The sequence below is a fragment of the Pusillimonas sp. MFBS29 genome (assembly GCF_020687695.1).
Taxonomy (GTDB): domain Bacteria; phylum Pseudomonadota; class Gammaproteobacteria; order Burkholderiales; family Burkholderiaceae_B; genus Pusillimonas_C.
Genome location: NZ_JAJEWL010000009.1, coordinates 1 through 19,837, shown reverse-complemented (window position 1 = coordinate 19,837; position 19,837 = coordinate 1). Strand labels below are relative to the sequence as shown.

The following is a 19,837-nucleotide window of genomic DNA, read 5'->3' as shown; positions in this document are numbered from 1 at the left end:
TACGGAGTCCACCTATGTTAGAGCTTGCACGTATTCAGTCTGATGCGGTTGTTGACGCGAATTGGACTACACCCGGGCCGCAAAGCCTGGTTTTGGGTTTGGCGCGTACCAACGAAGAACTCGAAGCTATACAGCGCCTGCGCTATAACGTATTCACGGAAGAAATGCACGCCGTGTTTCCGAATGCGGTAGATGGCCTGGACACTGATCGCTATGACCCCTGGTGTGAGCATCTCATGGTCAGGGAAACCGGCTCCGGCATGGTGGTGGGCACCTACCGCCTGTTGCCCCCCGAGCATGTGAGCAAGGCCGGGGGGTACTACTCCGATACCGAGTTCGACCTCTCGGGCCTCAGTCATCTTTATCCTGTCATGGCCGAGGTCGGGCGCTCCTGTACGCATCCCGACTATCGCAGCGGGGCGGTCATCATGCTGTTGTGGTCGGGTATTGCCAACCTGATGAAGCAGTATGGCTTCCGGTATGTACTGGGTTGTGCCAGTGTCAGCCTGCGCGACGACGGCGTTACTGCCGCCGAAGTATGGCGTGTGGCCAGCAAGGAGCTCGCCAGGCAGCCCGAACTTGCCCGGGTGGTGCCACGACACCGCTATCCCGTCGAGCGCCTTGACAGCACCCTGCCTGCCCGCATTCCGCCCCTGATCAAAGGCTACCTGAAGCTGGGCGCCAGCATTTGCGGCGAACCCGCCTGGGATCCTGATTTCAACACGGCCGATTTTCCTGTCTTGCTGGATATTCACGCCATGGACGCCCGCTATCGGCGCCATTTTGGCATAGGCTGACCCCGACCGCCTTATTTGGCGATCAGTTCGAAGTTGAATTCACCTTTGTTCCATTCGCTCTGTTCGGCATGCAGCGAGTACTCTGACAGGGGGTGGCGGGTCAGCCAGCCCTGATCAACACTGATGCGCAAATTCTGCCCCTCGACAGCCAGGGTCAGGGGCAGTTGCTCGTGATCGTCGCGGCGTCGTGAAAGCAGGACGGCCAGACGCAGGCACAGCAGGGTCAGCCAACGCATGCGCGTCGGTTCCTGCACGGGGAATTTGCTGAGCTTGCCGTGGTGCCCCAGCACGAGCCTGGCCAGTATCATCTGGTCGTCGTTCGAAAATCCGGGCATGTCGGCGTGCTGCAGAATATAGGCACTATGCTTATGGTATTCGGCGTGGGCAATGCTAAGGCCTATCTCGTGCAGATCGGCCGCCCATTCCAGGGTGCGCTCAAGATCCTGAACCTCGGTGTCGTCAGGCAGGTTCAGCTGCTTGAACAGGCTCAGGGCTGTACGCTTGACGCGGGCCGACTGGCGCACGTCTACATGGTAGCGTTTGATGAATTGCCTGACGGTCTCATGGCGTTTGTCGTGTTCCGAATCACGGCCCAGAAGATCGTAAAGCACGCCAACGCGCAATGCGCCTTCACCGGGGCCCATGCCCTTGATTTTCAATTCCTTGAAGGCGGCCATCATGATGGCCAGCCCGCCCGCCAGGACAAGAGAGCGGTCGTGCTTGAGGCCGGGCAGTTCGCTCATGATGACCTTGCCGTCGCGAACGAGCTTGTCCTTGAGTTGTTCCATGCCCTCCAGCGTAATGCCCTTTTTCGACATCCCGCCTTCCTGCAATACCGCAATCAGACCTTTGGCCGTACCCGACGATCCATAGGCTTCTTGCCAGCCCGCTTTCCGGTACCGTTTTGAAATGCCTTCAAGTTCGCGTCGTGCAGCGATCTGTGCTTCCTGCATACGCGATTCAGTGATCCGGCCGTCCGGGAAAAAACGACGTGTGTAGCTGACACAGCCCATATACAGCGAGCTCATGTGCAGCGGCTGAAAACCCTTGCCGATAATGACCTCGGTCGAGCCGCCGCCGATGTCTATCATCAGGCGGTTGTTGCTGGAAGGCGGCAGTTCGTTGGTAATACCCGAGAAAATGAGCCGGGCCTCTTCCTGTCCTGCAATGACCTCTATGGGAAACCCCAGGGCTTCCTCGGCTCGTGGCAGCAGTTCGTCGACATTCCTGGCTATCCGGAAGGTGTTCGTGGCCACCGCACGAACCCGGTTCGGATGGAAACCGGCCAGTCGTTCGCCCAGGCGTTTCAGGACTGTGACGGCGCGCTCTATGGATTCCTGGTCCAGCACCTTGTCTTCGTTCAGTCCGGCAGCCAGTCGGACTGACTCCTTGAGACGATCGACGGCATAAATTTGGGCCTTGCCGTCTTGCTGTACGACACGACCGATCGAGAGCCTGAAGCTGTTTGAGCCCAGGTCAACGGCGGCAATTAGGTGGTCCATGATGGATAGATTCGGCTGTAAACCCGTGGATTATAAAGACCGTATACCTATTTCTGCTTGAAACCCTGCCAAACTCCGGGAAATCGGGCATATTTATACTAGTGCACATGTTTTGCAGATTTGGCCTGGCGTGTGTCACATAACTGTCATCTAAATGAAGTAAAACGCTCAACTCCTTTTTGTGGACCTGTTATATGCTTCCTTCCGCATCCAATCCGACGTTGCTGAACCGAGAATTGTCTTTGCTCAAGTTCAATGAACGAGTAATGGCCATGGCCGAGAATCGCAACACGCCGGTACTTGAGCGGCTGCGGTATTTGTGCATCGTCAGTTCCAATATGGATGAGTTCTTTGAAATAAGGATCTCCAGCCTGAAGGAGCAGCAACGCCAGACCCCCGGCGTCGTGGGCGTTGACGGTTACAGTCCTGGTGAAGCCTTCGAGCGCGTGCAACGCGCGGCGCACGAGCTGGTCGAGCGCCAGAACAGCCTGCTGACCAACCAGGTATTGCCCAAGCTCAAGACTGAAGGTATTGCCCTGCTCGATCCCGCTTCCTGGAGCGAAGAACTGCGGGATTGGGCACATGCCGTGTTTGAGCGTGAGGTCATGCCTTTGCTTACACCCATAGGGCTGGATCCGGCCCATCCGTTTCCACGCGTTTATAACAAGAGCCTGAATTTCATTGTTTCATTGTCGGGGCAGGACGCCTTCGGACGCAGCGCTTCAATAGCCATTGTGCAGGCGCCACGTGCCCTGCCGCGTGTGATGAAGGTGCCGGCCGAAATCGCCGGTATTCCTCATGGCTATTTATTGCTGACCGCGCTCATCAGTGCGTTTGTCGGGGAGCTGTTCGTGGGGCTGGATGTCAAGGGTGTCTACCAGTGGCGTGTTACCCGTAACAGTGATCTGTTTGTCGACGAGGAAGAAATCACCAATTTGCGTCAGGCCTTGCAGGGCGAGCTGTCGCAGCGCAACTTCGGCGCCGCCGTTCGTCTGGAAATCGCCCAAGGCATGCCTGCCGACCTCGAGGTCTTTCTTCAGCAGGAATTCCTGCTTCAGCCGCAAGACACCTACCGGGTCAGTGGCCCCGTGAACCTGTCACGTCTTATGCAGCTTTGCAACATGGTAGACAGGTCCGAGCTGTTGTTCCCCGATCATCGTCCGAAGCTGCCGGCGCCCTTCGATACGGTGGGTGATAACCCGGAAGAGCTTTTTGCCGCAATTGCCGCCAAAGACCAGCTGCTGCATCATCCTTACCAGTCGTTTCAGCCTGTGCTTAATTTCCTGACGGCCGCGGCGGTTGATCCGGCGGTGGTCGCCATCAAGCAAACCATTTACCGTACGGGCGAGGATTCCGAGCTCATGCGCTTGCTGCTGGCTGCCGCCAAGGCAGGTAAAGAGGTCACGGTGGTCGTCGAACTCATGGCGCGCTTTGACGAACAAACCAATATCAACTGGGCCGCCAAGCTCGAAGAAGTCGGTGCGCATGTCAGCTATGGCGTGGTAGGGCATAAAACCCACGCCAAGATGGCGCTGGTGCTGCGCCGCGAAAAAGGTCTCATACGCCGTTACGGCCACTTGGGCACGGGCAACTATCACCCGAAAACAGCACGCCTGTATACCGATTTCGGCCTGCTGACTGCGGATCAGAAAATGTGCCACGACATGGACAGGGTGTTTTCGTTGTTGACCGGACTGGGTGCACGCCGGCAGCTGAACTTGCTGCTGCAGTCGCCCTTTACCCTGCACCAGACCATGCTTGCGCTGATCCGTAACGAAACCGCGCATGCCAAAGCCGGCAGGAAGGCGCGTGTCATGGCCAAAATGAACTCGCTGCTCGAGCCCGTTATCATTGACTGCCTGTATGAGGCCAGCCAGGCGGGTGTGAAGATAGACCTCATCGTGCGAGGAGCCTGTGCACTCAGGGCGGGTGTACCGGGGTTGTCCGAAAATATTACGGTCCGGTCCATCGTCGGCCGCTTCCTTGAGCACTCCCGGGTGTTCTATTTTTACAACGACGGGGCCGAAAACGTCTATTTGTCTTCCGCAGACTGGATGGATCGCAATTTCTTTCGGCGTGTCGAGGTGAGTTTTCCGGTGCTGGACAAGGCCTTGAAGAGAAGGGTGATCAGCGAGGCGTTTACTTACGCGCTGCGCGATAACCAGCTGGCCTGGCGCGCCCTGTCGAACGGGTCTTATACTAAGGTATCCAGTCGTGGAAAGCCCTTCAACATCCATGACCACCTGGTAAAACAGCTGGGTAATTGAAATTTATATGGCTGTCACGAACATGTCATATTAATTTCTTACGATGTCATCTGTGCAGGTTCAGTCCTGTCTCCACCAGTCACAGATCAAGAGGATACCTCTATGTTTAAGCGCGTTTTATTGCAGGTTTCAGTTGGCTTCGCCTTTGGCGCGGTCGCACTAACGGCTCAAGCGGCCGACATCACCGGCGCCGGTGCATCCTTTCCTTATCCCATCTACGCTAAATGGGCAGCCAAGTACCAGGAAGAAACCGGCAATCGCGTCAACTATCAGTCCATCGGTTCCGGTGGCGGCCAGCAGCAAATTATTGCCAAAACCGTTGACTTCGGTGCTTCCGACGACCCCATGAAGGCCGACAAGCTGTCTGAAAACAACCTGTTCCAGTTCCCCGCCATCGTTGGCGGCACGGTTCCCGTCGTTAACGTCGACGGCATCAAGCCCGGCGAACTGAAACTGTCCGGCGAACTCATTGCCGACATTTTCCTGGCCAAGGTCACCAAGTGGAACGACCCCGCCATCAAAGCGATGAACCCTGATGTCAAGCTGCCCGACGCATCGATTATCGTCGTGCACCGTTCGGACGGCTCGGGCACCACATTCGGCTGGACCAACTACCTGTCCAAGGTATCGGCCGAGTGGAAAGAGAAAGTCGGCGAAGGTAAAGCTGTAAAATGGCCCACAGGCCAAGGCGGTAAGGGTAACGAAGGTGTTGCCGCTTACGTTCGTCAGCTGAAGAACTCCATCGGTTACGTTGAGTACGCATACGCCAAGCAGAACAACCTGTCCTGGACACAGTTGAAGAACCTGGACGGCAAGTTTGTTCAGCCTACTCAGGAAGCCTTTGCAGCCGCAGCTGCCAACGCCGACTGGAAGAGCGCGCCTGGCATGGGTGTGGTCCTGACCAACGAACCCGGTGCCGAATCCTGGCCCGTAACGTCCGCCAGCTTCATCCTGGTGCACAAGAAGCAAGACAAGCCTGAGGCTGGCAAAGAAGTTCTGGCTTTCTTTGACTGGGCGTTCAAGAACGGTGACAAGATGGCAGCAGAGCTCGACTACGTGCCCATGCCCGATGCAGTTACCAATCAGATCGCCGAATCCTGGAAAACGGAAATCAAGGCTGCTGACGGTAGCGCAATCTGGAAGTAATGCATGAAATGGGCTGACGTTTGGCCCTGATTCAGGGAAAGACGGTGCAGCAAAGCTGACACCGTCTTTCTTGTGTTAAAAAACGGCAGTTCACGCGCGCTCACTTTTATTTGATGTCCGTGTATTTATCTTACTGGTCTTCGCTCAATGCTAAAAAACCGACATGAAAAATAACCAAAGCGCACTCATGGACGCCATTTTCAAGAACCTGACCCGTACGTTTGCATTCTTCGTGTTTGCGCTGCTGGGAGCCATCATGGTGTCCCTGGTGTATGGCAGTCGCGAGTCTATAGCCGAATATGGCTTCAGCTTTCTCTGGACCAATAACTGGGATCCTGTTCAGAATATCTACGGCGCAATGGTGCCCATCGTCGGCACCTTGCTTACTTCAGCCATAGCGCTGCTTATTGCTGTGCCGGTGTCGTTCGGCATAGCCATGTTCCTGACCGAGCTGTCGCCGGTATGGCTGCGCCGGCCATTGGGCACGGCCATAGAAATGCTGGCGGCCATTCCTTCCATCATTTACGGGATGTGGGGGCTTTTCGTATTTGTGCCCCTGTTCCAGCAGCATGTCCAGCCGCACATCATCAGTCTGTTCGAGGGCGTACCGGTGCTGGGCGATATCTTTGCCGGGCCACCGTTTGGTATCGGTGTGTTTACGGCAGGCCTGATTCTCTCCATCATGGTCATGCCTTTCATTACGGCGGTCATGCGCGACGTGTTCGAAGTTGTGCCTGCCATGCTGAAAGAGTCCGCCTATGGCCTGGGCGCCACGACCTGGGAGGTCGTATGGCGGGTGGTTCTGCCCTATACCAAGAACGGCGTTATCGGCGGCATCATGCTTGGTCTGGGCCGGGCTTTGGGTGAAACGATGGCAGTTACATTTGTGATCGGTAATGCCTTTAATCTGCCCAATTCCATCTTTGCGCCGTCCAACTCCATCGCCTCGGCACTGGCCAACGAATTCAACGAAGCCGGAGGCATGCAAAAATCGGCTCTCCTGGAGCTCGGGCTGATCCTCTTCCTGATCACCACCGTGGTTCTGGCTTTCTCCAAACTCCTGCTGCTGCGCCTGCAAAAAGGCGAGGGCAAAACCCACTAAGCCGGAAAACGTTTATGTTCACTTCAGAGTCTGTCGTCAACCTGTCGAATCCGGTCTATAAAAAGCGCCAGCGCGTCAACCGTGTATTGCTTACGTTGTCCAGCGCCACCGTGGTTTTTGGCCTGTTCTGGTTGTTCTGGATCATTCTTACCTTGCTCACGAAGGGCGGGTCGGCGTTGTCATTAAGCTTGCTGACCGAAGTCACGCCTCCTCCGGGCGCTGATGGCGGTCTGTTCAATGCCATCTTCGGCAGTGTGGCCATGGCCGTGGTTGCCACGCTGATTGGTACGCCTATCGGCGTGCTGGCCGGTACTTATTTGGCTGAATATGGCCAACGCGGCTGGCTGGCACCGGCTACGCGCTTCCTGAATGATGTCCTTCTGTCTGCGCCTTCCATTGTCATCGGCCTGTTCATCTATGCGGTATACGTTGCACAGGTTGGACACTATTCCGGCTGGGCCGGTGCATTCGCCCTGGCCATCATCGTTATTCCGGTGGTGGTGCGCTCCACCGACAATATGCTGTCGCTGGTGCCCAACAGCCTGCGCGAGGCCGCCGCCGCCCTGGGCTGCCCCCAGTGGCGTATTGTGATGTTCATCTGCTATCGGGCGGCGCGCTCGGGCATCATTACCGGCGTTCTGCTGGCAATCGCACGCATTTCGGGTGAAACCGCACCGCTGTTGTTTACCGCGCTGAACAACCAGTTCATGTCCATGAACATGAATGCACCCATTGCCAACCTGCCAGTGGTGATTTTCCAGTATGCCGCCAGTCCCTTCGAAGACTGGAACCGCCTGGCCTGGGCGGGCGCAGTACTCATCACTCTGCTGGTATTGGGCATCAATATTATTGCTCGCAGTCTCTTTCGCAAATAACACATAGGCTCAAGGGCCAGCCCTTTGACCTGGGATATGACCATGCAAACCACACCACCTGTTGAACGTACCAAGCTGGAAGTCAAGAACCTGAATTTCTATTATGGCAATTACCAGGCCATTAAGGACGTAAATCTGTCCATCAAGGAAAACAAGGTTACGGCTTTCATCGGCCCTTCCGGTTGTGGCAAGTCCACACTGCTGCGTACCTTCAATCGCATGTATGAACTGTATCCAGGCCAGCGTGCCGAAGGCGAGATCAATCTCGATGGCGAGAACCTCCTGGCCTCCAAGATGGATATCTCCCTGATACGGGCCAAAGTCGGTATGGTTTTCCAGAAACCCACTCCCTTTCCCATGAGCATCTATGACAATATCGCCTTTGGCGTGCGTCTGTTCGAAAAGCTCAGCAAGGCCGAAATGGACGAGCGGATCGAGTGGGCCCTGACCAAGGCTGCGCTCTGGAACGAGGTCAAGGACAAACTCTCCCAAAGCGGTAACGGCTTGTCGGGTGGTCAACAGCAGCGGCTTTGCATTGCGCGCGGTGTGGCGATCAAACCCGAAGTTTTGTTGCTCGATGAACCCTGCTCGGCGCTTGACCCCATCTCGACCGCCAAGATTGAAGAGCTGATTGCCGAGATCAAGTCTGAATACACCGTGGTCATTGTTACGCACAACATGCAGCAGGCCGCTCGCTGTTCCGACTATACGGCCTACATGTACCTGGGCGAGCTCATGGAGTTCGGCGATACCGACCAGATCTTCGTGAAGCCCGCACGCAAGGAAACCGAAGACTATATTACGGGTCGATTCGGATAGGCTTCAATGCCTGCCAATTAGAAAAACGCCGCTTGATACCGGCGTTTTTTTTCGTCTGAAAATCGGCCGTAAACGCGCTCATGTCCGATTCGTGATCTTTCCATGCCGCTTTCTCATGCAGGTTAACCCTTGGCTTTATTTGGAAAGTCAGATTTGCGTTAGTTAATGTCCTTTTCAAGTGAGTTGCACTTACTTTCCTTTGATAATCTGCGCCACATCCGTAGCAAATAACTATAGAACACTGCGGATACGCTCTTGATAAGAAATACAACAGACAAACGGCCTGCAATGCGTGTTCATTGCGGCAAAGAATTCTTGCGCACGATTGACGTCCCTGCCCGCAATACGGAAGGGCGCAGCTTGGCACAGGAAAACTGCGGGACGACTCATGCGTCACCGAATTATCAAAAGGAGACTTACGGTGGAAGACAAGAAAGTTCAAGACAAGCAGGACAGCACGACGGAACGTCGTGGTTTTCTCAAGACCAGCACAGCGGTTGCAGGTGGCTTGCTCGTGCCAGGTGCATATAGCTCGGCCGCCTTCGGTCAGGAGAAAAAGTATCCAAAACTGGGCAACTACCCCGATGGCGTCGCGGGTGATACCGTTGTTGCCGGTCTTACACTGGACTTGACCGGCCCCTACTCGGCAGAGGGAGCCGGACAGAAGCGTGGCTTCGAACTCGCGGCGGAAATGATCAATAATGGAGATCCACGGGTAAAGAAGGTATCGCCGCTGACCAAGCAGGGCATTCTGGGCAAGAAAGTCGAACTGGTTATTGGCGATGCAGAGACCAAGCCCAATAGCGCAGTGCAGGCCGCGACGCGTTTCATCCGTCAGGACAAGGCCATGATGATTGCAGGCAGTGTCAGTAGTTCGGTGGCAATCGCGTTGCAAAATACCTGCGAACGCGCCAAAACGCTGTACTTTCCCATCATCAGCGGTTCAAGCGATACCACCGGCAAGGATTGCCGGCGCTATGGCTTCCGTCTGTGCCACCATGCCTACACGGCGTCGAAGGCAATCGCACCCGTATTGGCCGAAGCCTATGGCAAAGACGTGAAGGCCATCTACCTGGTGCCCGACTACAACTACGGACACTCCATTCATGATCACATGCGTGAGTTCACCGAGGCGCAGGGATGGACCACCATTGATACGCCACAGATCCATCCTTTGGGTGCGACCGATTACAGTGCGTATCTGCTGAACGTGGCCAACAGTGGCGCCGATATACTCATCAACCTTGACTATGGCGCTGACGCGGTCAACTCGGCCAAGCAGGCCCACCAGTTCGGTGTGCTCAAAAACATGAAGATGTGCGTGCCCTACATGCCCGCCTACATGCTGGAAGAGGTCGGCCCCGAGATCATGGAAGGCGTGCACGGCACCATGGTGTTCTGGTGGACAGAAGCCGAAAAGAACGAGGTAGCGAAGGATTTCGTCGAGGCATACGAGGCGAAGTTCAACGCCAAGCCGCGTGATCCCGAGCATAACGCCTACATGACCATGCTTTTGTGGGCTGATGCCGTTGAACGTGCGGGAACCTTCTATCCCGCCGAAGTTGTCAAGGCTTTCGAGGACAGCATCAATCACAAGCGGCCCTACACCATGGGTGGCGAAGTCTACTTCCGCGCCGAGGATCACGATGGCGCGGCCAACTTTGCCGTCGTCAAGGGCAAGAAACCTTCCGAAATCAAGAACAAGGATGATCTGGTCGATGTGGTCGCCGTAGCCAACGGGGTGGATACGCTGCCGCCGGTAGGCTATGCCGGTTGCAAGATGGCTCCGGCGGCCTGAGCCGGGACTGTGATCATTTCGTTGTTATAAAAAAGGGGAGACTAGCATGCCTAGCCTTGGCCTAATCATGTCACAAGTTTTCAATGGTCTGGCGCTGGGGGTGCTGCTCTCCCTCATTGCTGCCGGTCTGACCATTATCTACGGCACGCTTGGTGTAATCAATTTTGCACACGGCGCGTTGTTCGTAGTGGGCGCTTACGCCGGCTTTTCCGTATTTACCAGTACCGGTTCTTTTGTATTGTCCATCTTTGGCGGTGCGGTAGCCGCCATGGTGATGGGCCTGATCATGGAACGAGGCCTGATCAAGCGGTTCTACAACCGACCTGTCGAAGATCAGATTCTGGTTACTTTCGGCATCAGCATTGTCATTGTCGAAATCATCCGCGCAATTTTTGGCGGCGTCGGACAACGTGTTCCCTTGCCTGTCTGGGGCGAAGGTGTCGTCGACATGGGGTTTGTTGTGTATCCTTTGTATCGTATTCAGATTTTGGGCATTGCGGCGGGTGCGTTGGGTCTGTGCTGGCTGGTGCTTTACCGCACGCGGCTTGGGTTGATCATCCGCTCCGGCATTGAAGATGCCCTGATGACCCGCCTGCTGGGCATCAACATACAGCGCGCATTCCTGATTGTTTTCGGAGTAGGGGCAGCGGCGGCCGGCTTCGCGGGCATGATTTACGCCCCCATCGTTTCCATCGTGCCCGATATGGGCTTCCGCGTACTGATCCAGTCATTTGTGGTCGTCGTGCTCGGTGGCGTGGGTTCATTCCCGGGCGCAATACTGGGAGGCTTGATTGCGGGGCAGATTCTTAGCCTGACTTCCCTGTTCAACCCGGTTTATTCAGATGTCATGCTGTTTGCGGCCATGGCGATCATTCTTATTTTGCGGCCACAAGGCCTGTTGGGCGTGGAGGGCAGGGCATGAGTCAGACTGATAACTCCGTTGCAATCAAACCGGGTGAAAATGTGGGCGAGGCGCATTCCGTGCGGGCGGTCAGTACCGGAGGATTCCGGCGCCGCTATGCGGTGGAAGTCATTACTGCCATGGTGCTTTGCGTTGCCCCGTTCATGGCGCCCCTAATTGGTGCGGGGCCTGATCTGCTTGGGCGCGTCCTGATCTGGGGGTTGTTCGGCCTGGGTTTTGACCTGCTGTTTGGCTATGCCGGCCTTCTGTCATTCGGCCAGGCGGCATTCTACGGAACCGGCAGTTTCGTAACCGCCTACCTGCTTACCACCGGCATCATTCCCAATATGCTGCTTGCCCTGGTGGTGGCCATGCTGGTTGCCTCGGTGCTGGGTCTGCTGATCGGCTACCTCACCCTCAGGCGCAGTGGCATCTACTTTGCCATGAGCACCCTGGCTTTTGCCGAGATGATCTACTTTCTTGAGTTCGGTCCATTGCGTGACTGGACAGGAGGGGAAAACGGCATACCGGGCATTCCGGAACCCGCCATCGAGTTGGGTTTCTTCAGCTACACGATACAGCCGGGCTGGTCCATGTACACCTTTCTGGCGGTCATGTTCTTTGTTGGATTCGTTATCGCCCGTCGCATTTCGCTCTCGCCGTTTGGTGTCATCCTGACAGCGATTCGCGGCAACCCGGTTCGGGCGATGGCAGTCGGACACAAGATACAGCGCTACAAACTGGCGGTCTTCGTCGTGGCAGCCGCCTATGGCGGCGTGGCCGGCGGTCTGCTGGGATTGTTCCAGGGATACATGCCGCCCGATGCCTTTAACCTGCATACTTCCGCCGAGCTGGTCATCCAGACGGTGATGGGCGGCGCGGGTACCTTGTTCGGGCCGCTGCTGGGTGCATTTATCTGGCTGTACCTGTTTGAAGTCCTGCAATTTGTGGATTCGGTCGGCCCATACTGGAGACTGATACTGGGTGTGATCTTCGTCATCCTGGTTACCATGTTCCGTCGTGGTATTTGCGGGGAATTCATTGCCTGGCGAAACAAGCGGATGACGCGCCGCATTGCGCGCGCCTATACCGAGCCGGTGCAGCAGGCGTCGCGACGCCCGGCGGTGAAGCTGGTAATGCGTGAGGCCGCGCCCGTCAAGCCAGGTTCTCCCATATTGCAGGCCAATAATATTGCCAAGCACTACGGTGGGCTCAAGGCTGTAAAGGGGGTTTCGATTTCGGTCGCCGAAGGCGAGCTTCGTGGACTCATCGGGCCGAACGGCGCCGGCAAGTCGACTTTTTTCAAGATGCTGGCCGGCGAGATCCTGCCTACCTCTGGTGAAGTCTTTCTGCGTGGTGAAAATATTACCGGCATTGGCGTTACCCAGGTGTGCCAGATGGGCATGAGCAAGAGCTATCAGGTCAACGAACTGTTCGATGCCCTGACCGTTCGCCAGAATATCCTGATGTCCGTATTGGGACAGAAGCGTGGATCCTTCCGCTTCGATGCCTTGTCCAGCCTGAATGGCGTCAGCGGTTACGGAGAGCAGGTCGAGGCTGCCATGGCGCTGGTCGAGCTGAGCCACAAGGCTGATACGCCGGTCCACGAGCTTTCCTACGGAGAAAAGAGGCGGGTTGAGATCGGCCTGGCGCTGGCAACAGGTGCCAACGTTCTGCTGCTTGACGAGCCGCTCGCCGGCATGAGCCCGGAGGAGCGTGTGCATGCGGTGGCCTTGCTCAAGAGCATAAGACGTGGCCGTACAGTGCTCATTGTCGAGCATGACATGGACGCCATGTTCGAACTGGCGGATCAAATCACGGTTCTTTACGATGGCAACTTCCTTGCGGAGGGTACCCCGGAAGAAATCCAGGCCAACAAGGCTGTGCAGGAAGCTTATCTGGGAGGCGTAGTCGAGTCATGAATCTATTGGAAGCCGAAAGCATCAATACCTATTATGGCGATTCGCACATTCTGTTCGATGTGTCGCTCGAGGTTAAGGAGAACGAGGTCGTGGCGCTGCTGGGCCGTAACGGTGCCGGCAAATCCACCTTGCTGAAAACCCTGGCGGGGGCGCTCACGGCCAAGTCCGGGCAAATCACTTTTGCCGGTACACCCATCCACCAAATGCCCGCACATCTGATTGCACGCCTGGGCTTGCAGCTGGTGCCGGAGGAACGGCGGGTATTTGGTGGCATCACCGTTCACGAGAACCTGAAACTTGCTGCGATGACGGCGAAGAAACCGCTGAGCTTCTCGGAGATCTATCGCACCTTTCCGCGTCTGGATGAGCGGCGCGACAACAAGGGCCGTGAGCTGTCCGGAGGTGAGCAGCAGATGGTGGCCATTGCGCGCGCCATGATTCGTGATGCGCGATTGATTCTGCTTGACGAGCCCTTCGAGGGGCTTGCCCCGCTGATCGTGCGCGACCTCATGAATGTCTGCCAGGACCTGGCCCGCCAGGGACGAACCATCGTGGTGGTCGAGCAAAACGTGGCGGCTGCGCTGTCCATGGCCGACCGCTGCTATCTGCTCAATACCGGGCATATCGTATTCGGGGGAAGCTCTGACGAGCTGCAGGGCAAGCCCGAGATCATGAACCGCTATCTAGGAGCCGCAGCGTGATTTTCACGCTTTGATGAAGCAGGAGTATATGTAATGTCATCTACCATTGATTCCATCCTGGTCGAACATCGTGTGTTTTCGCCGTCATCCAGGTCCATGGCCGGCGCAGCGGTTGCAGGCATGGACAGCTACAAAGCGCTGTGTGCGGAAGCCGACGAAGATTTCAATGGCTTCTGGGCGCGTCTGGCCAATGAGCACCTGGTCTGGCGCAAGTCATTCACCAAGGTGCTGGATGAATCCAGAGCCCCCTTCTATACCTGGTTCGATGACGGCGAACTGAATGTTTCCGAAAACTGTCTTGATGTGCATCTGACCAACGGCAACGCCGATAAAACCGCACTGATCTTTGAGGCCGATGACGGAACGGTGGAAAAAGTGACGTATCGGGAACTGTATGCCCGCGTCTGCCGGATTGCCAACGGTATCCGGTCACTGGGCTACCAGAAGGGCGACCGGGCCATCATTTACCTGCCCATGTCCATTGAAGCGATAGCCTGCATGCAGGCTTGCGCCCGTCTGGGAGTGATTCACTCCGTGGTGTTTGGCGGGTTCTCCGCCAAAAGCCTGCATCAGCGTATTGTGGACGTTGGTGCCAGGCTGGTCATAACCGCCGATGCGCAGATGCGGGGCGGGCGTGCCATTGCGCTGAAGGGCGCCGTCGACGAGGCGCTGGCCGACGAAGGGGGCGATATCGTTCAGCACGTGGTCGTGTACAAGCGGGCCGGCGGCGACGTCAACTGGAATGAAACACGCGACGTCTGGTTGCATGATCTCGAGAAGAATCAGCGTGACTCTTGCGAGGCCGTTTCAGTAGAGGCCGAGCATCCCTTGTTCATCCTGTACACCTCGGGCTCTACCGGGAAACCCAAGGGCGTGCAGCATGCTTCGGCGGGCTATCTGCTTTGGGTAACGTTGACCACCAAATGGGTGTTCGATGCGCGCCCCGACGATATCTTCTGGTGCACGGCCGATGTGGGCTGGGTAACCGGCCATAGCTACATCACATACGGCACCCTGGCTGCCGGTCTTACACAGATCATATTCGAAGGAATCCCCACGCATCCGCACGCCGGCCGCTTCTGGGAAATGATACAGCGTCATAGGGTCAGCATCTTCTATACGGCGCCGACGGCCATCCGCTCCCTGATCAAGGCCGCTCAGGCCGATCCCGATACGCATCCGCAGCGCTATGACCTTTCCAGCCTGCGCTTGCTGGGCTCTGTCGGTGAGCCGATCAACCCCGAGGCATGGATCTGGTATTACCAGAATGTGGGTCGGGGCCGTTGCCCTATTGTCGATACCTGGTGGCAGACGGAAACCGGAGGACATATCCTGAGTCCCTTGCCGGGCGCGACCCCGCTCAAGCCGGGGTCCTGCACCTTGCCGTTGCCGGGCATCGTCACTGGAGTCGTTGACGAGGCGGGCAACGATGTGCCGCAGGGGCGTGGTGGCTTCCTGGTCATCAAGCGGCCGTGGCCGGCCATGATACGAACCGTATGGGGCGATGAGGCGCGCTACAGAAGCAGTTATTTTCCGTCAGACCTGAAAGGCTATTACCTGGCCGGCGACAACGCACAGCGCGATGCGGATGGCTATTACTGGATCATGGGCCGTACCGACGACGTCCTGAGTGTATCGGGGCATCGACTGGGTGGCACTGAAATCGAATCTGCCCTGGTAGCTCATGAAAAGGTTGCCGAAGCGGCGGTCGTCGGGCGTCCCGATGCCACCACGGGCGAGGCAATCGTGGCCTTCATTATGCTCAAGGAGCCGGTACCCGAGGGTGAACAGGCTGATGCCATCGCCAGGGAACTGCGCGACTGGGTTGCCAGTGAGGTGGGGCCCATCGCCAAACCTCGGGATATCCGCTTTGGCAACAATCTACCCAAGACGCGCTCGGGCAAGATACTCAGAAGGCTGTTGCGGGTCGTTGCGGAAGGAAAGGAGATCACGCAAGACGTGTCTACGCTCGAGAATCCTGATGTGCTCAAGCAGTTTACTGGAGTGTATTGACCGGCAAGGCTGCTTACGCCTTGTTATGGGGGTTTTCCTTCATGGTTATAACTTCAGGTTCTATTAGAATCAATGCACGGATAACGCCGGCGAGAGCAACTGCGGATCTGTCGTCTTGATCATTATGTGTTTGAAAGCCATTTTGGTTTTGGGGGTAGATAGCTGCTATGGAAACGCAATTCGGGATCAGTATGGCGGGTAGCCATGCCGGGGTCCTGGCAGGCAGTCTGAGCCGGGATTTCGCCGACTCCACGATACTGACCGATCATTCTCATGAAATGGGTCAGATCAAATACGCTTTGAGTGGCATTATGGTGGTCTCGAGTACTGAAGGGCATTGGGTGGTGCCACCCACACGCGCCCTTTGGCTCGCACCTCATGTACGGCATCGGGTTCGCATGCTGGGCAAGGTGCGGTTGCGCTCTGTTTTCGTCAACCCGGCTTTCTCACATGGTTTGCCGGCCCAAAGCTGCATGCTGCCGGTTTCGCCTCTTTTTCGGGAAATCATCGCAGCCGTTGCGGCCGCCGGCCTCAGTGCCGTGCCCAGCCGCCGCATCAAGTTGCTCATGAATCTGCTGCTCGAAGAGGTCAGTGCAGACTCGTGCCTGCCCTTGCACCTGCCTGTACCAAAGGATCATCGTCTGGCCATTATTTGCACGCACATCCAGGAGCATCTGGACGACGTGAAAACGCTTAATGAATGGTCCAGGGATCTTGGCTACGACCAGCGCACCCTGCATCGGCTGTTCATGCACGAGTTGGGCATGTCGTTCGGACAGTGGCGACAGCAGGCAAAGCTGCTGACCGCTCTGGAGTGGCTGGCTGAAGGCAAACAGGTACTGGCCGTCGCACTGGATCTTGGTTATCAGAATCAAAGTGCGTTCACGGCCATGTTTCGACGCAATCTTGGTCTTACTCCCAGTGAGTTCGTCAAGTCCGTCGTGCCGGCGGAATAAAAAGTGCGGTTGAACAATTCCAGCGTCTACCGCCTTCGCTGAGTTCGCCGAGGCTGAAGCTGCCAGTTCAGGCTTCTTGTGTGCTGGTGCTTGTGGAGTTCTGCGGCTGGGCATCGTGGCGCTCGGGTACCTGACCGCGATAGGTCAGTACCAGGCCTTCGAGCTGCGAAAACTGAATGGTGAAGTCGTCGTCGGCGTTGATTTTTTCCTGGCCGGCCTCATCAACGATAATGGTTGAGCACAGGGTGTCGTTGAGTATTTCGTCCAGGGTTTCGGTGCTGCTGTTGCAGCTCAGGGGTACGAGCACTTTGCCGGCAGCCAGTATGGCCAGCATGCTGACCTGATACTCCAGCGAAGAGGGCTGGGCGCACAGGCCTACCCGTGTGCCGGGCGTGGGGTCTTTGGACTGCAGGGCCACGGCCAGGGCATTGACTGCCACCAATAGTTCGGAATACGAGACCTGGGTCTCGTCGTTTTCCAGGGCAGTCGACTGGCCATGGCGTTCAGCCATGGATGTCCAGAAATCAAGGGTGCGCATCATATACAGCCAGCCTTCAAAGTAAAAAAAGTCACAGGGGTGAGTATAGAGAGCCAGGGCGTGGTTTTCTAAGGCTATCGCCTAGGGTTTTCCCGTTAATTTTGAACTGGGCGTAAGATATCGTCATCATTCATTCGAAAGCAGGAAAATGCTCATGTTGCCCTTGAAACCCGTCAGCTATGACGATATCAGACAAAGATTCAGCTGGGACATCCCCTCACGGTACAACATAGGTGTGGATGTTTGCGACAAATGGGCGCAGCAAGACGCGGGCCGGCTGGCCCTGATACATGTCGGTCACGACGGCGCAGCACGAAACTACAGCTTTGGCGAGCTGCTGGAAATGTCCAATCGTGTGGGCAACCTGTTGCTGGATCACGGTATCGAGCCTGGCGACCGTGTGGGCATACTGCTGCCGCAGGCGCCGGAAACGGCCATGAGCCACATCGCCGCATACAAAACCGGCTGTATCGCCATTCCGCTGTTTACCCTGTTCGGTGTCGAGGCACTTCAATATCGCTTGAGCGATAGCGGTGCGCGCGTGGTTGTAACCAATACCGAAGGTGCCGCAAAGCTGGCTCAAATACGTGATCAGCTGCCCAACCTTCAGGTGGTGTTCACCATAGATGGTGCTTGCGACGGCGCCCTCGATCTGCACCGCGAGGCTGCCAGGCATAGCTCCGACCTCACGCCCGTCGATACGAGCGCCGACGATCCAGCTGTCATTATTTACACGTCGGGCACGACGGGGCAGCCTAAAGGTGCCCTGCATGCACATCGCGTATTGCTGGGCCATCTGCCAGGCGTTGAAATTTCGCACAACCTTTTTCCCCTGGAAGGCGACCGTATGTGGACGCCGGCCGACTGGGCCTGGATAGGCGGTCTGTTCGATGTGCTGATGCCGGCCTGGCATCACGGTATTACCGTAGTCGCGCACAGGTTCGCGAAATTCACGCCTGAAGCTGCGTTCCAGCTCATGCAGGACCACGGCGTACGCAATACCTTTTTGCCACCTACTGCCCTGAAGATGATGCGCACGGTGGCCGAACCCGAGAAGCGCTGGAATTACCGTTTGCGCTCGGTGGCCAGTGGCGGCGAATCACTGGGAATGGAGTTGCTTGACTGGGGGCGACGTACTTTCGGCCTGACCATCAACGAATTCTACGGACAGACCGAGTGCAATATGACGGTGTCGTCGTGCGCCGACCTGATGCCGGTTAGCCCGGGTGCCATAGGTCGGCCGGTTCCAGGCCATGATGTTGCCATCATCGATGAAAGCGGCACTGTGCTGGCTGCCGGTGAAACCGGAAATATCGCCGTGCGTAGTCCGGATCCCGTCATGTTCCTGCAATACTGGAACAATACGAATGCTACCCGGGAAAAATATATAGGCGACTGGCTGGTCACCGGAGATACGGGCAGCATGGATGGCGATGGCTATATTCATTTTCTGGGCCGCAACGACGACGTAATCACCTCGGCAGGCTATCGCATCGGCCCCGGAGAAATCGAAGACTGCATCCTGCAGCATCCGTCGGTAAAAATGGTGGCGGTCGTGGGTGCTTCCGATCCTCAAAGAACCGAGGTTGTGACGGCCGTTATTGTGCTGCAGGATAATCTTGAGCCCGGCGAGTCTCTGAAGCGGGAAATTCAGGAACATGTGAAAATCCGGCTGGCGGCACATGAGTATCCGCGCGAAATATTCTTTGTGACCGAGTTGCCCATGACGACCACCGGCAAGGTCATACGCCGAGAGCTGCGCAAGCAGGTCGAGGTCTGGCGGCAGAAATAAAAAAAGCCTGCGCATCAAGGCTCTTCATCATAAAAGGGGGACAAGCGACATTCATTAAACTTGTTTTTGCGAAGAAACATGTCTAATGGAAGGAATGCCGATGTCCCCAGTCGATTCTATCTTAGGAATCCGAGATTTAGTAGTTGAACGAGTGGAGCGTGGCCGAGAGATTCATGTCTGGGCCAGGCCGGCCAAGCGCTTGGCGTGCGTACATTGCCAGCAAACGTCAGTACGCATTAAAGCGACGCACCAGCGTACGCTCAAGCACACCCGCCAGGGCAATCAACTGATGATGCTGCACCTGGCCGTGCCCAAGTACCACTGCCTGGATTGCAACCGGTACTTTCGTCACCGGTTTGCCGGTATCCGGCCCCGGCGCCGGGCCACCGAGGCCTATCGCCTGGAAGTCTTCGAGGCCCACGATGGGGGCGTAAGCCAGCGTCAGCTCACGCGCACACACCGGATCGGCAGCGCGACGGTCGAGCGCTGGTATCAGTCCTTTATCAAGCAGCGTGTGTCGGAGTTATCCAGCCGCCAGTGCCCGCAGGTGCTGGGCATCGATGAGCATTTCTTCAGCCGCAAGAAGGGTTACGCCACCACGCTGGTGGACTTGAAGCACCACAAGGTGTTCGATGTGGTGCTGGGCCGCTCAGAGGCGAGCCTGCGCAGCTATTTGAAGCGCCTGCCAGGCAGGGAGCACGTGCGCGT

The 19,837-nt window shown here is 56.7% G+C and carries 16 protein-coding genes; 14 read left to right on the top strand and 2 right to left on the bottom strand.

Features of this window, described 5'->3' with window-relative positions:
* Window positions 1-14 precede the first annotated feature (14 nt).
* On the top strand, window positions 15-797 hold the full coding sequence (locus LKR43_RS13535; protein WP_227684582.1) for a GNAT family N-acetyltransferase: 783 nt from the start codon (window positions 15-17) through the stop codon (window positions 795-797).
* 11 nt (window positions 798-808) lie between these two features.
* Here the strand turns inward: LKR43_RS13535 and ppx are convergent, their stop codons facing one another.
* Window positions 809-2,299 carry an exopolyphosphatase gene (gene ppx, locus LKR43_RS13530; RefSeq protein ID WP_227684580.1) on the bottom strand — a complete coding sequence of 497 codons (1,491 nt, stop codon included), beginning with the start codon at window positions 2,297-2,299 and terminating at the stop codon, window positions 809-811.
* Between the two features lie 194 nt (window positions 2,300-2,493).
* Here ppx and ppk1 point away from each other — a divergent pair, with 194 nt between their 5' ends.
* The 11 genes from ppk1 (at window position 2,494) to LKR43_RS13475 (ending at window position 16,799) form a co-directional block, all read left to right on the top strand.
* Window positions 2,494-4,566 (top strand): polyphosphate kinase 1, encoded by a 2,073-nt coding sequence (gene ppk1, locus LKR43_RS13525; RefSeq protein ID WP_227684578.1) that lies wholly within the window; start codon window positions 2,494-2,496, stop codon window positions 4,564-4,566.
* A 102-nt stretch (window positions 4,567-4,668) separates the two neighbouring features.
* Window positions 4,669-5,712 (top strand): phosphate ABC transporter substrate-binding protein PstS, encoded by a 1,044-nt coding sequence (gene pstS / locus LKR43_RS13520; protein ID WP_227684568.1) that lies wholly within the window; start codon window positions 4,669-4,671, stop codon window positions 5,710-5,712.
* A 163-nt stretch (window positions 5,713-5,875) separates the two neighbouring features.
* Window positions 5,876-6,814, top strand: a complete 939-nt coding sequence (pstC, locus tag LKR43_RS13515) for a phosphate ABC transporter permease subunit PstC (protein ID WP_227684566.1) — start codon at window positions 5,876-5,878, stop codon at window positions 6,812-6,814.
* Between the two features lie 14 nt (window positions 6,815-6,828).
* The gene (gene pstA, locus LKR43_RS13510) at window positions 6,829-7,689 is read left to right on the top strand and encodes a phosphate ABC transporter permease PstA (RefSeq protein WP_227684564.1); all 861 of its coding nucleotides are present in this window, start codon (window positions 6,829-6,831) and stop codon (window positions 7,687-7,689) included.
* A gap of 42 nt (window positions 7,690-7,731) precedes the next feature.
* Window positions 7,732-8,508 (top strand): phosphate ABC transporter ATP-binding protein PstB, encoded by a 777-nt coding sequence (pstB, locus tag LKR43_RS13505; protein ID WP_227684563.1) that lies wholly within the window; start codon window positions 7,732-7,734, stop codon window positions 8,506-8,508.
* Window positions 8,509-8,929: 421 nt separating this feature from the next.
* On the top strand, window positions 8,930-10,306 hold the full coding sequence (locus tag LKR43_RS13500; protein WP_227684562.1) for a substrate-binding protein: 1,377 nt from the start codon (window positions 8,930-8,932) through the stop codon (window positions 10,304-10,306).
* A 67-nt stretch (window positions 10,307-10,373) separates the two neighbouring features.
* Window positions 10,374-11,228, top strand: coding sequence for a branched-chain amino acid ABC transporter permease (locus LKR43_RS13495; protein ID WP_227684561.1), 855 nt, complete (start codon window positions 10,374-10,376; stop codon window positions 11,226-11,228).
* Window positions 11,225-13,129: an ATP-binding cassette domain-containing protein gene (locus tag LKR43_RS13490; RefSeq protein ID WP_227684560.1), complete on the top strand. Its 1,905-nt coding sequence runs from the start codon at window positions 11,225-11,227 to the stop codon at window positions 13,127-13,129. Before LKR43_RS13495 ends, LKR43_RS13490 begins: the two co-directional genes overlap by 4 nt.
* Window positions 13,126-13,830, top strand: a complete 705-nt coding sequence (locus LKR43_RS13485) for an ABC transporter ATP-binding protein (RefSeq protein ID WP_227684559.1) — start codon at window positions 13,126-13,128, stop codon at window positions 13,828-13,830. Before LKR43_RS13490 ends, LKR43_RS13485 begins: the two co-directional genes overlap by 4 nt.
* Window positions 13,831-13,863: 33 nt before the next feature.
* Window positions 13,864-15,843: an acetate--CoA ligase gene (gene acs / locus LKR43_RS13480; protein ID WP_227684558.1), complete on the top strand. Its 1,980-nt coding sequence runs from the start codon at window positions 13,864-13,866 to the stop codon at window positions 15,841-15,843.
* 167 nt (window positions 15,844-16,010) lie between these two features.
* Window positions 16,011-16,799: a helix-turn-helix domain-containing protein gene (locus LKR43_RS13475; protein WP_227684557.1), complete on the top strand. Its 789-nt coding sequence runs from the start codon at window positions 16,011-16,013 to the stop codon at window positions 16,797-16,799.
* A gap of 67 nt (window positions 16,800-16,866) precedes the next feature.
* Here LKR43_RS13475 and LKR43_RS13470 read toward each other — a convergent pair whose 3' ends face one another.
* Window positions 16,867-17,340 (bottom strand): AMP-binding protein, encoded by a 474-nt coding sequence (locus tag LKR43_RS13470; RefSeq protein WP_227684556.1) that lies wholly within the window; start codon window positions 17,338-17,340, stop codon window positions 16,867-16,869.
* A 151-nt stretch (window positions 17,341-17,491) separates the two neighbouring features.
* Between LKR43_RS13470 and LKR43_RS13465 the strand changes: the two genes are divergently transcribed.
* Together LKR43_RS13465 and LKR43_RS13460 are read left to right on the top strand one after the other, a co-directional pair.
* Window positions 17,492-19,129 carry an acyl-CoA synthetase gene (locus LKR43_RS13465; RefSeq protein ID WP_227684555.1) on the top strand — a complete coding sequence of 546 codons (1,638 nt, stop codon included), beginning with the start codon at window positions 17,492-17,494 and terminating at the stop codon, window positions 19,127-19,129.
* Between the two features lie 151 nt (window positions 19,130-19,280).
* Window positions 19,281-19,837, top strand: a 557-nt coding sequence (locus LKR43_RS13460; protein WP_227684554.1) for a transposase, incomplete at its 3' end; no start/stop codon positions are given.

Bases quoted from the DNA above. Each gene is read 5' to 3' on its own strand.
- LKR43_RS13535 (WP_227684582.1), top strand. From the start codon at position 15: ATGTTAGAGCTTGCACGTATTCAGTCTGATGCGGTTGTTGACGCGAAT.
- ppx (WP_227684580.1), bottom strand. From the start codon at position 2,299: ATGGACCACCTAATTGCCGCCGTTGACCTGGGCTCAAACAGCTTCAGG.
- ppk1 (WP_227684578.1), top strand. From the start codon at position 2,494: ATGCTTCCTTCCGCATCCAATCCGACGTTGCTGAACCGAGAATTGTCT.
- pstS (WP_227684568.1), top strand. From the start codon at position 4,669: ATGTTTAAGCGCGTTTTATTGCAGGTTTCAGTTGGCTTCGCCTTTGGC.
- pstC (WP_227684566.1), top strand. From the start codon at position 5,876: ATGAAAAATAACCAAAGCGCACTCATGGACGCCATTTTCAAGAACCTG.
- pstA (WP_227684564.1), top strand. From the start codon at position 6,829: ATGTTCACTTCAGAGTCTGTCGTCAACCTGTCGAATCCGGTCTATAAA.
- pstB (WP_227684563.1), top strand. From the start codon at position 7,732: ATGCAAACCACACCACCTGTTGAACGTACCAAGCTGGAAGTCAAGAAC.
- LKR43_RS13495 (WP_227684561.1), top strand. From the start codon at position 10,374: ATGTCACAAGTTTTCAATGGTCTGGCGCTGGGGGTGCTGCTCTCCCTC.
- LKR43_RS13490 (WP_227684560.1), top strand. From the start codon at position 11,225: ATGAGTCAGACTGATAACTCCGTTGCAATCAAACCGGGTGAAAATGTG.
- LKR43_RS13485 (WP_227684559.1), top strand. From the start codon at position 13,126: ATGAATCTATTGGAAGCCGAAAGCATCAATACCTATTATGGCGATTCG.
- acs (WP_227684558.1), top strand. From the start codon at position 13,864: ATGTCATCTACCATTGATTCCATCCTGGTCGAACATCGTGTGTTTTCG.
- LKR43_RS13475 (WP_227684557.1), top strand. From the start codon at position 16,011: ATGGAAACGCAATTCGGGATCAGTATGGCGGGTAGCCATGCCGGGGTC.
- LKR43_RS13470 (WP_227684556.1), bottom strand. From the start codon at position 17,340: ATGATGCGCACCCTTGATTTCTGGACATCCATGGCTGAACGCCATGGC.
- LKR43_RS13465 (WP_227684555.1), top strand. From the start codon at position 17,492: ATGTTGCCCTTGAAACCCGTCAGCTATGACGATATCAGACAAAGATTC.